Source organism: Hoeflea sp. IMCC20628, from assembly GCF_001011155.1.
Classification (GTDB): Bacteria; Pseudomonadota; Alphaproteobacteria; order Rhizobiales; family Rhizobiaceae; genus Hoeflea.
This window is the reverse complement of the sequence record NZ_CP011479.1, coordinates 3,544,946-3,556,903: the sequence shown is the minus strand read 5'-3', so window position 1 is coordinate 3,556,903 and position 11,958 is coordinate 3,544,946. Positions and strand designations below refer to the sequence as shown.

The window sequence follows — 11,958 nt, the reverse complement described above, 5'->3', positions numbered from 1 at the left end:
CCATGTTTCGGCTGATTTTGGCTGGTGGCTATCCCATCTTGTGTTTGCAACCTGCAGCTCCAATGGTAATGCAGGTCGCATCCAGACCGTTGTTTGCACGATCATGTGCATGCGTCCTTCTGGTCAATTGCAGTGTCGTTGTGTATCCGGTGGAATGCTGCGGTGCTGCAGTAACCGGCTGCGATACCCTGCAGGAGCATGATATGACCGACACACCGCTTTGGCGCCCCAATCCGCAAGACTTGCAGAAAAGCCCCTGGATGGAGTTTTCCAGGATTGCCGGTGAATTGGCAGGGCAATCGCTTGTAGATCCGCTGGCGCTGCAGCAATGGTCAATCACCGACCGGGAAGGTTTCTGGTCGGCCTTGTGGGATTATTGTGGTGTTCGCGGCAGCAAGGGCGAGCGCATCATCGAGAATGGCGACGCCATGCCCGGCGCCCGTTTTTTCCCCGATGCGGAATTGAACTTCGCTGAGAACCTGCTGACCCGCAGCGGCGCTGAACCCGCCATCCTGTTCCGGGCAGAAGACAAGCTGCGCCGCTCAATGAGCTGGGACGAGCTGTCGGCCTTGGTGTCGCGCCTGCAAAAAGCCTTCCGCGCCCATGGTGTAGGCCCGGGCGACCGGGTTGCAGCGATGATGCCGAACATGCCCGAAACCATCGCCTTCATGCTCGCAGCCGCTTCGATTGGCGCGATCTGGTCATCCTGCTCGCCCGATTTCGGAACCACCGGCGTACTCGACCGGTTCGGCCAGATCGAACCCAAGCTGTTCATCTCCTGTGACGGCTACTGGTACAATGGCAAGCGGCAGGACGTCACTGCCAAGCTTGTGGACATCTCGGCCTCGCTCAAGCCGGCTGCAACCGTGATCGTACCGCTGCTGGATGATGGCGAAGCTGTCGCTGCCGCCGTGGACGGCGCTGTTACCCTGGCAGCCTTCGTGGCTGACCATGCCGCAGCCCCTGTCGTCTATGAGAAGCTGCCGTTTTCGCACCCGCTCTATATCCTGTTTTCCTCAGGCACCACCGGCATTCCGAAATGCATCGTTCATTCCGCCGGCGGCACATTGCTGCAGCATCTCAAGGAGCAACGTCTGCATTGCGGGCTCGAACCCGGCGAAAGGCTGTTTTACTTCACCACCTGCGGCTGGATGATGTGGAACTGGCTGGCGTCCGGTCTGGCCGTGGGGGCAACGCTGTGCCTGTATGACGGCTCCCCGTTTTATCCCGACGGCAATGTCATTTTTGATTACGCTGCCGAGGAGAAATTCGCGGTTCTCGGAACCTCGGCCAAATTCATCGACGCTGTCCGCAAGGCTGGAATCGAGCCCCGCAAGACCCATGATCTGTCATCGCTGCGGTTGTTGACCTCGACAGGATCGCCGCTGTCGCCGGAAGGCTTTACCTTCGTCTATGAAGGCATCAAGCCGGACGTGCATCTGGCCTCGATTTCCGGCGGTACCGACATTGTTTCCTGCTTCGTGCTCGGCATTCCGGCGCTGCCGGTCTGGCGCGGCGAGATCCAGGGACCTGGTCTCGGCATGGCCGTCGATGTCTGGGACGAAGACGGACAACCGGTCATCGGCGTCAAGGGCGAACTGGTCTGCACCAAGCCGTTTCCGGCCATGCCGATCGGGTTCTGGAACGATCCGGATGATCAGAAATATCTGGCGGCCTATTTCTCCCGCTTCGACAACATATGGACCCACGGCGACTTTGCCGAGTGGACCACGCACCATGGCATCATCATCCACGGTCGCTCGGATGCCACACTCAATCCCGGCGGTGTGCGCATCGGCACGGCGGAGATTTACAACCAGGTCGAACAACTCGACGAGGTGGCTGAAGCGATCTGCATCGGCCAGGACTGGGACGATGATGTCCGCGTCGTGCTGTTTGTCCGTCTCGCCGATGGCGTTGAGCTGGACGATGCGCTCATGGCCAGGATTCGCTCAAAAATCCGAACCGGCGCATCACCCCGGCATGTTCCGGCCAAGATCATTGCGGTGAGCGACATTCCCCGGACCAAATCCGGCAAGATCGTTGAACTCGCAGTGCGCGATATCGTTCATGGCCGGCAGGTCAAGAACCATGAGGCGCTGGCCAATCCGGAAGCACTGGATCTGTTTGCAGATCTTGAAGAGCTGAAGAACTAGGCGACCGCCTCGAATTGGATCAACTGCGCTAAGGCCGATGCAGCCCCTTGAACGGGTGCCGCTACGGAATCGTTCGACTGGATTCCTTGGAAAGAGGCCTGCATTAAAGTCAGGCCCTTGCACTCGCCCCCGTCTGCAACGCGCCCCGAGACCGGCTTTGTCGAGCCGAACCGGCTTGGGTTGCAAACGCCCGATCACGTCCGTTCACAAGCCGGTGACTTTGCGGGTGTCGGTTTGACATGTGCGGGAAGTGAGGTCTCACTGACGGCGTTGCGTGGACTCGGCAGTCGATTTTCAAACTGCCCGTCTCCGAAGCGCGGGAGAAGCGATCGCCGTCATCGACGACCGGCGGGCTCTGCTTGCGAAAAACAAAAGGACACGATTATGAGAGATATGCCCGGACGTCCGTCCAGGCGCGGATTCCTTAAGGGATCCGTTGCCGGCGCGGCCTTGTTGCCCTTGGCCGCTCAGGCTGCCGCACAGACCAAAGAGGAAGCGCCACCGCTTGATCAGTACGAACCGGTCTATCTGACTGCCGACGAGTGGAGTTTCGTCATGGCCGCCTGTGACCGGCTTATTCCGTCCGACGGCGACGGCCCGGGTGCGATAGACTGTCGGGTGCCGGTCTTCATAGATCGGCAGCTTGCAGGTGAATTCGGCAAGGCCGAAACCTGGTACATGAAAGGCCCGTACGCTCCGGCGGCCGATCCCAATCTCGGGTTCCAGAGCCCGCTCGCCCCGGCAGAAATCTACCGGCAGGCAATTCCATTGTTTCAGGAATGGTGCCGAAAATCCCATGGTGAAAGCTTCGAGAACCTGGATGTGGCCACGCAAAACTCCGCGCTGACCGCCTTGCAGAAGGGCGAAGTCAATCTTCCGCCGGAGCTGCGCGATTTCTTCGCCTTCCTGTTGGCCAACACCAAGGAAGGCTACTTCGCCGATCCAAGTCATGGTGGCAATTACCAGATGCAATCCTGGGCCTATATCGGCTTCCCCGGCGCCCGCGGCGCCTATGCCGAGTGGGTCGGCCGTGAAAACGCAAAGTATCCACTGGGTCCTGTTGCACTTAACGGAGACAGGAGCTGAACCATGGCGACAAGAACAGATCCCAAGAAAGACGTCGTCATCATCGGTCTCGGTTGGACCGGGGCCATTATGGGCATGGAACTGGCGCAGGAAGGACTTGAAATTCTTGCGCTCGAGCGTGGCGAAGACCGCGATACTGTTCCGGATTTCCAGTATCCCGAAATGTTTGACGAACTGAAATACGGCATCCGCTACGGCCTGATGCAAAAGCCGGCCAAATCGACGCTGACCATCCGCCGCAATCTGGAGGAAACCGCACTGCCGCAACGCCATCTCGGCTCTTTCCTGCCAGGCGATGGTGTCGGCGGAGCGGGCTCGCACTGGAACGGTCAGACGTGGCGCCCGCAGGCTGTTGAATACCGCCTGCGCAGCTATGTCGAGGAAACCTTCGGTGCCGACATCATTCCTGAGGGCATGCAGCTCCAGGATTGGGATGTCACCGCCGAGGAACTGGAACCTTTCCATACGAAGTTCGAGAACGTGGCCGGCATCTCCGGCCTGGCGGGCAATATCAACGGCAAAATCCAGGAGGGCGGAAACCCGTTCGAGGCACCGCGCTCGGCCGACTATCCGATGCCGCCGCTAAAGAATACCTGGGATTCCGAACTCTTCGCCGAGGCTGCCCGCAACATGGGCTATCACCCTTTCCCGCGTCCCTCCGGCCATGCCAGCACTGCCTATGTCAACGACTACGGCATGCAGCTTGGCCCCTGCAATTACTGCGGCTTCTGCGAACGCTTCGGCTGCAACAACTATTCGAAATCATCGCCGCATGTCTGCATCCTCGATGCTTTGAAGCGCAAGCCGAATTTCAGTTACAAGACACGCAGCGAAGTGCTGCAGATCGAAAAGGCGGCCGATGGCAAGACAGCCACGGGCGTCACCTATTTCGACGAGCGCACCGGCGAGCAGGTGTTCCAGCCCGCCGATCTGGTTCTGGTGTGTGCCTACTCGCTGCACAATGTTCATCTGCTGCTGCTGTCGGGTATCGGCCAGCCCTATGATCCTGTCACCGGAGAGGGCGTGATTGGTCGCAACTATTCCTACCAGATGACCGGCGGCACTTCGATGTGGTTCAAGGACAAGCAGTTCAATCCGTTTGTCGGCACCGGCTCGGCAGGCATGACGATCGACGATTTCTCCACCTCGCAGATCGATTTTGCCAAGGAAGGCTTCATTGGCGGCAGCTACATCACCGGATCCCACAGCGGTGGGCGCCCGATCCAGCAGATGTCGCTTCCGCCGGGCACTCCCGGCTGGGGTTCGGATTGGAAGCAGGCGATCGGCGAATGGTACGGGCACAACATGTCGATCGGTTCGCACGGATCCGATATGGCCTATCGCGACACCTATCTCGACCTTGATCCGACCTACAAGGATCGCCACGGTCGTCCGCTGATGCGCATGACCTTCGACTGGAAGGACAATGACATCAAGATGACCCAGTTCATGAAAACCAAGATCGAGGAGATCGCCGAGAGCCTGAACCCCGATATCATGGCGTCGGGCTACAAGTCCGAAGGCGCCGCATATGACGTGCGGCCCTATCAGACGACCCACAATGTCGGCGGAGCGATCATGGGGGCTGATCCGAAGACCTCGGCGCTCAACCGCTATCTCCAGAGCTGGGACTGTCACAATGTGTGGGTCATGGGCGCGTCCGCCTTCCCGCAGAACATCCAGTACAACCCGACCGGGGCTTTGGGCGGCCTGGCCTATTGGGCGGCAGAGGCACTCCGCAAGGATTACCTGCCCAACCCACGGCCACTGGTTTAAGGAGCGCAAGATATGAAAACGCTACTGCGTATCCTCCTCGGCCTTGCGGTGCTCGGCCTTGTCGCGCTTGCGGCAATCATCTTCGTTCCGCCGGTGACGACCAGGCCGGCTGAAAATCTGGCGGCGGACTGGAAGCCCGCCCCCGGACAGGGCCTCTATGCCACCCGTATGGCCGACTGCGCCGCCTGTCACACCGCGCCTGAGGGAGAATCCTTAGCCGGTGGCCGCGCTATCGAAAGCCCCATGGGCGTGATCTGGTCGTCCAACATTACGGCCGATCCCAACACCGGAATTGGCGACTGGACGCTGGACCAGTTCCGCGCATCGCTCGTTGATGGCATAGGCGCCGATGGCGAGCATCTCTACCCGGCCATGCCCTACGAGAACTATCGCAAGCTTTCCGAACAGGACATCCGCGCGATCTACGATTACCTCATGCATGAGGCAGCGCCGGTCGAAAATGCGGTCAAGGAAACCGAGCTCGCATTTCCCTTCAATCAGCGCTGGGGCATTCGCCTGTGGAACTGGGTCGCACTCGGCAAGGCTGGCTTTCAGCCTGTGGCCGAGACTGCGGCCGATGATGCTCTGGCACGGGGCGCCTATCTGGTCGAAGGCCCGGGGCACTGCGCTGCCTGCCACAGCCCGCGCAATGTGATCATGGCCCAGGACGGCGGCGATGCTAGCAGTTCTGCGTTCCTGACGGGGGGCGAGATCGGCGGCTGGTCTGCTCCCGATCTGCGGACCGCCCACTCGGCACTGCAGAACTGGTCGGATGAGGACCTGAAGGATTTTCTCACCACCGGCCGGAACAACCACTCGGCAGTCACCGGTGAGATGAATCTCGTCGTCAGCGAATCCCTGCAGTACATGACAGATGAAGATGCCGACGCCATGGTGGCTTATCTGCGGTCGATCTCGACGGTTGAACCGCAGCCATTGCCGCATCCTCCGCACGATCAGATTCTGACCGACCGGCTGGCGGCAGCAAATGATCCGACGACAGCCAAACTCAAGGCGGCAATGAACCTGACGCCTGGCGAACGTCTGTATCTCGATAACTGCAATGCCTGCCACATGGCCGATGGCCGTGGCGCGGCGGGTGTGTTTCCCTCGCTGGTTGGCAATTCGCTGGTTACTGCCGATCAAACCACCGGCCTGACACAAACTGTCCTGTACGGGGCCGAAATGCCTTCGACGGAAAAGCGTCCCGAACGCCTGCGTATGCCGGCGTTTAACAAGCGTCTGTCAAACGCCGATGTCGCAACGCTGGAAACTTTCCTGCGCAGTGCGTGGGGCAATTCAGCTTCTGCCGTCGATGAAGCTGCGATTGCCGCACAACGCAACTGATCTGAACAAGACACGGGGCCTCAATCGAGGCCCCGTTTCACCGGATCGGATATTCGGCTTCGAAACCGACACTGCCTCGGTTTGCTCAGCGCGGCTCGGGTCTTCATGGTTAACCGGATCTTACCCGGAATTTAACCACCATCGGTGAAGCACAAGTGATCGGTAAGATCTTAGTAATCTGTGAAAGGTCTCGGTAACGGGATTAGCGCATTAATCACGTCAACCTTGGATAGTTTCTTGTCCCACGGTGATCGTAAGCACAGTATCAATTCTCAACGGAGACCCCAGTGGTCTCCGTTTTTTTCGTCAATCAGCCAGGACCCGTTGCGGCGGGAAGGCGATGGACACCAAGGTTCCTTCGCCCGGTGCCGAGACGATGTCGAACTGGGCGCGATTCGCCTCGACCATGGCTTTGGTCAACGGCAGGCCAAGTCCGGTACCCTCACCGCGCTGGCGCGGTCCCGGGCCGACCTGTCCAAACGGTTTCATAGCCTGCTCGAGTTCCTTGCGGTTCATCCCGATGCCGGTGTCACGGATGCGGATGACGACATTGCCGGAAGGCTCGTAGGATGTTGAAACCACGATCTGCCCGCCGGACGGCGTGTAACGGATGGCGTTGGACAACAGGTTGAGCGCGATCTGCTTGATCGAGCGCCTGTCTGCAACCACCTCCGGCACACTCGTCGACAGGCTGGTGCGGATGATCACCCGCTGGCTGTTGGCCATCGGTTGCAGCAGGGAAACGCTTTCAGCGAGATGGTCGTTGAGCGAAACCGAGACAAACTCCATTTGCACCTGGCCGGCTTCGATCTTCGAGATGTCGAGCAGATCATTGACGATGTCGAGGACATGCTTGCCTGAATTGCCGATATCATGGGCATATTCGAGATAGCGCGGGCTGCCGATCGGGCCGAACCGTTCCTCCACCATCATTTCGGAAAACCCGATGATGGCATTGAGCGGCGTGCGGATTTCATGGCTGACGCGGGCAAGGAAATCGGTCTTGTGCGAGTTCGCGGTTTCGGCAGCGCGTTTGGCGGCGCGCAATTCGTCTTCGGTGCGTTTCCACTGGGTGATGTCGCGCAGAACCGCGCAGTAGCCGTTGGAGCCGGACAGGCGTCCGATGGTCATGAACAAGGGCAGGAACCCGCCGGCAGCTTCCCGGCCGATCACTTCGCGTCCATCATTGAGCACGCTGGAAACGCCGTGGTCGGCAAGCCCGCTGACATATTCCATCACCGCGCGCTGGCTTTCGTGAGCGAACAGCATGGCGAACGGCTGTTTGTGGGTCTCTGTCTCGTCATAATTGAACAACGCGCAGGCCGACCGGTTCATCGAGCGAATGGTTCCGTCATTGTCGAGAATGACGACGCCGTCAGTTGCTGTCTCGAGAATCGAACGAAGCTCCTGCGCTTCGATTTTCAAGGCATTGTCCTGCTCCGGTTCACACGGTTCAGGCTGGTCTGCCAGTTCGACCGACGCTGGCTCGGCAATACCTGCGTCTGCGTCGGCGTCAATCGGCGACAAGGCCAGCAGCAAGGCGTGGCCATCGTGCCAATTGACCGAACGCAGCCGTGCGGTGACCATGCGAGTGCCGCCATTGGCCTGCCGGACAAGCATCGCTCCGTCGATGGCGGGTTCATCTTCCGACGGCCGGTCGAGCAAGTGATCAAGACCGCCGCTGGCGGCAAGCTCGTCAAGCGAGCCATATCCGGTCAGATCAAAAAACTCTGAATTGGCGTGGATCAGCGCGTCGCCAGCTTGCACCAGCAGCGCCACGGGAATGGCATCGATGAAACCGGCATTCATGCCGGTGTGCATGACCTGCCGCGCTGGCAAGGCAAATGCCGATGGCATCGGTGTGGGCGCTGGTGTTTCGGATCTGGTCGCGCTGGCTGGCACGGACGCGGTTTCCTCATGCGCACGCTCGTCATGCTCAGCAGCATCGGCCTCCGCATGATTGGCATCCGGTCTGTCCTCGGAGGGTGCAGCCGGTTCGACCGGTTGATCTCCATTGTCCGTGGCAGGTTGATCGTCGGTCAAGGGCGGCTGGCGATTGCCGAAGGTTTTGCGGACCTCGGAAGACTTGGCTTCCTCTGCAGCATCGGCCTCGGCCTGACGTGACGTGGTTTCGTTGAGGCGGACGCCGATTTCGCGGAAGGCTGCCTGTTCGCCGGGTGAAAGGCTCTCGCGCGGGCGGACCCGGCGCGCTTCCAGATTGATGACCTTGTCGCTGTCACGTCGCATCGGCGTTTCGACGAGATGAAGTGCCGGACGTTCACCCTGGAAAGGGTCTTCGGAATCTGTGTCAGGAGCGCCATTCGTGCCGGTTTCGTCAGCGTCGGATGTCTCGTCAGACGTGGCTGTGGTGAACTCTGCCGGGTTGTCCTGATCATCCGTGGTTTCGGCCATTGCACCGTCCATGCGGGCAAGGTCTTCGATATCGCGCTCAAGATCCTGCATCTCGAGAAAGGCGTCGTCCTCGGCGATCGGATGCTCGGTTTCCGGCAGGTGAGCTGAATCGGGCAAGTTGGTTTCGTCCGTTTTGGCCTCATCATCGGCAGCATGCGCGGAAGTATCCGGTCCGGAGCGCGGTTGCATGCCGGGCGCCAGCGCCAGGCCGAGGGCTTCGGAGTCCTGGCGGGTCTCCCCGGTGCGGACAATCCCGAATCCACGGAAACCGTCAAAGCGGCGGTCACGGGTGTAGGTCGGCAATGCCGCCAGATCGACCGGTGTGACCAGGTCAGTGCCCTGGATTGGCCAGTAAACTGTCTTTCCTGACCAGGTGTCGCGGCGGTTGAGCAGGTCGGTGATGACGTGGTCGGGATCGAGGTTGAATACCCGTGCCAGGTCGGGGAATTTCCGCCCGATAACATCGGCGGAATGCGGGCCGACGGCCAAAGCGAATTCGGGCGAGATCTCGCTGAATTCACCGTCCTGGTTTATTTTCCAGACAAATCGCACCGGTTTGCCTTCTGGATCAAACCGGAACTGAGGTTCATCCAGAGTGGCTTTTGTCACTGGAAGTTCAGCTTCGGGGTTGGTTTCACCAGCGGTTTTGCTGTCCGCAAGATCCTCGCCGGTTGTCTCTTCCTGCTCATCCTGCACTTCGGCGGCAGGCGTGTCGTCAGCATGGTCGTCTGTCAGCTCTTGGCTTTCCAGCCCGCCTGTGTCGGCGGAAGACTGTGCGATATCCTCGAGCTCGGCGGAGTGTTCAGATTGTTCGGCTTTCTCAAGTCGCGCAGTGAGGTCTTCGCGGACGCGGCTGGTATCGAATCTCACCGGTTGATCGGTGGGCTCGCCCGGCAAGGCGGACTCGCCGGTCAGCTCATTCTGGCCGACTGGATCGGTACCGGCTTCCATCGTGCTCTGGTTGTCTTCTTCATCAGTGGCGTTCAGGTCCGGCGTCATGTCGGGCAGCGCTTCGTCAGGCTGATCGTTGCGCGCAATGTCTGCCGGGACTGGAGCGTCTGAACCGTCCGACAGGTCGACTTGCTCAGACACGTCTTCTGGTGCTGCAAAGCTCTCGGCTTCAGCGGAGGTTTCGTCTGCAGTTGCGGGCTCTACGGCAAACAGAAGATGCAGCGCCGGATCGTCCGCCAGCCTTCCAATCGCTGTCGGCATCGGACCGCTGTAGGCGTCGGTCATGCGTTTGACCAGGCGGTCATCAGCATTCGCCACATCCGCAATCATCCGTTCAATATCGCTGCCGGCAAGCCCGATAGCATCGAATGTGCTGGAAGCGGCCAGAACCCGGCCGTCCTTGTCCAGGACCGCGACATGTGTCCCGGTGCCCTCAAAACCGGCAATGATCTGCCTTGCCCGTGCGCCCGGCGCCAGTATTTTTCCGGCATTGCTGCTGGTTAGCAGCAGGGCAGGGGCGCCATCGGGCAACATGAAATCTTCGAGACCTGCCGCTGCCATGGATCGAGAAAATCCACTGTTTGTGCGCATCATGAAAGTCTGCGGCTTGCCAGTGCGGCGCAGCAGCGCGAGCGCGCTCTCAATTTGCCGTCTGGTCGCGGTTTGGCCTTCAAATCCTTCATCCAGAACATCATAAATGCTGGAGAACCCCAACAGATTGGCCGCCGCGCCATTGGCCCACAACACTTCGCCAAGGTCGGGGCTTAACACTGCAACAGCGTCGCCATTGGCAAAGCGGTCCCGGACTGACGAGTGGACAGCCAGATCGATGAATGGATAGTGGTGAGCCTGCATGGTCGGAATTCCAGTTTCGGCCAGGTTTCGCCCTTATATAGGGACGTATTAAGGTTTTATTAATAGCTTTGACGCCGCCGCGGGTCCAGCATAGCCGGCTGTCCAGCCGGGTATTTGTCCGGAGACGGTTAACGTATGGTGCGTCGCACAAAATATATTGCAGCGCACCATAATCTGTGGTATGGTCTTTTTGAAATCAAGAACGGGGCCACGACGGTCCCCAAATCCTTCAAGGAGAAGTGACATGGCGACTAAGAAAACAGCAACCACAGCAGACGTCTTCGAATTCCCGGCTTTCGACATGACCAAAATGAGCGACGGATACCGCGAAATGGCTGATAAGTCCGTCAACCAGACCAAGGAAGCCTATGCCAAGGTCAAGACCGTTGCCGAAAATGCCACCAAGGCAATCGAAGCCACGATGGAAAATGCACAGTCCGGCACCGTTGAACTGAGCCTCAAGGCAATCGATGCTGCGCGCGGCAATGCAGAGCATTCGCTTTCGCACATGGAAGCCCTGCTTGGCGTCAAGACTGTTGCCCAGATGATCGAACTTCAGACCGGCTTCTTCCGCAAGCAGGCCGAAATGATGGTTGACCAGGTCAAGACCATGCAGGAAGCCGCAAAGAAGGTTTCCGAAGAAGTTTCAAAGCCGGTCAAGACCGTTGCTGAAAAGGCCATGGCCGAAATCAAGGTCGCCTGATTTCCCTTAAGACCGAAATGTTCAAAGGCCGGACCTTGGTGTCCGGCCTTTTGCTTGTTCGAATTCGGTAAAACTGGTCCAATGCCTCTTGCAAAAAACGCTTGCCCGCCGTATGTGACGGCAACAAAGCGGATGAACTTGTTTCATCGCCGCTGATGTGCGGTTGTAGCTCAGTTGGTTAGAGCGCCGGATTGTGGATCCGGAGGTCGCTGGTTCAACCCCAGCCAACCGTACCATTTTTTTCCATATTGATATTGTCGACGGCGTCGGGTGATTGATCCTCCGCGCACACAGCACGGCTGCGACCTCGTTCGCACGACAGGCTCTTGTGCCCGTGCAGCTGCTCAGAACGCCTTGAAGGTCAGGATCGTGTGGGTGCGTTCGACACCTGGAACAGTGTGCACATTGTCGGCGATGAACCTGCCTATATCGACATCATTCTCGATGTAGAACTTTGCCATCAGGTCGAATTGCCCACTGACCGAGTAGATCTCGGAGGCAATTTCGCGGTTGGCGAGTTCATCGGCGACCACATAGGCCTGGCCGAGTTTGCATTGAAACTCCACGAAAAAACACTGCATCGCCTGTCTCCCTGGGTGAGCATACCTGTTCCCACCTTGGAACCATGCTCGTGCGCTTGTTGCAAGAGACAATTGGCGATGATTTATTTTA

7 protein-coding genes and 1 tRNA gene are annotated in these 11,958 nt (G+C 59.0%); 6 read left to right on the top strand and 2 right to left on the bottom strand.

The features are described 5' to 3' along the window. Positions 1-203: 203 nt before the first annotated feature. The 4 genes from IMCC20628_RS16750 (at position 204) to IMCC20628_RS16735 (ending at position 6,365) form a co-directional block, all read left to right on the top strand. Positions 204-2,156: an acetoacetate--CoA ligase gene (locus IMCC20628_RS16750; protein WP_047031164.1), complete on the top strand. Its 1,953-nt coding sequence runs from the start codon at positions 204-206 to the stop codon at positions 2,154-2,156. A 384-nt stretch (positions 2,157-2,540) separates the two neighbouring features. Next, positions 2,541-3,242 (top strand): gluconate 2-dehydrogenase subunit 3 family protein, encoded by a 702-nt coding sequence (locus IMCC20628_RS16745; protein WP_047031163.1) that lies wholly within the window; start codon positions 2,541-2,543, stop codon positions 3,240-3,242. A 3-nt stretch (positions 3,243-3,245) separates the two neighbouring features. Next, entirely contained in the window at positions 3,246-5,018 is a 1,773-nt protein-coding gene (locus IMCC20628_RS16740; protein ID WP_047031162.1) for a GMC family oxidoreductase, read from the top strand. Positions 5,019-5,030: 12 nt separating this feature from the next. Then, complete coding sequence (locus tag IMCC20628_RS16735; protein ID WP_047031161.1) at positions 5,031-6,365, top strand: cytochrome c; 1,335 nt, start codon at positions 5,031-5,033, stop codon at positions 6,363-6,365. 306 nt (positions 6,366-6,671) lie between these two features. Here the strand turns inward: IMCC20628_RS16735 and IMCC20628_RS16730 are convergent, their stop codons facing one another. Next, positions 6,672-10,583, bottom strand: a complete 3,912-nt coding sequence (locus IMCC20628_RS16730; protein WP_047031160.1) for an ATP-binding protein — start codon at positions 10,581-10,583, stop codon at positions 6,672-6,674. 244 nt (positions 10,584-10,827) lie between these two features. Between IMCC20628_RS16730 and IMCC20628_RS16725 the strand changes: the two genes are divergently transcribed. Together IMCC20628_RS16725 and IMCC20628_RS16720 are read left to right on the top strand one after the other, a co-directional pair. Then, positions 10,828-11,286: a phasin family protein gene (locus IMCC20628_RS16725; RefSeq protein WP_047031159.1), complete on the top strand. Its 459-nt coding sequence runs from the start codon at positions 10,828-10,830 to the stop codon at positions 11,284-11,286. A gap of 159 nt (positions 11,287-11,445) precedes the next feature. Beyond that, positions 11,446-11,522: transfer RNA gene (locus IMCC20628_RS16720), tRNA-His, on the top strand. Between the two features lie 108 nt (positions 11,523-11,630). Here IMCC20628_RS16720 and IMCC20628_RS16715 read toward each other — a convergent pair. Next, entirely contained in the window at positions 11,631-11,867 is a 237-nt protein-coding gene (locus IMCC20628_RS16715; protein ID WP_047031158.1) for an Lrp/AsnC ligand binding domain-containing protein, read from the bottom strand. Between the last annotated feature and the right edge of the window lie 91 nt (positions 11,868-11,958).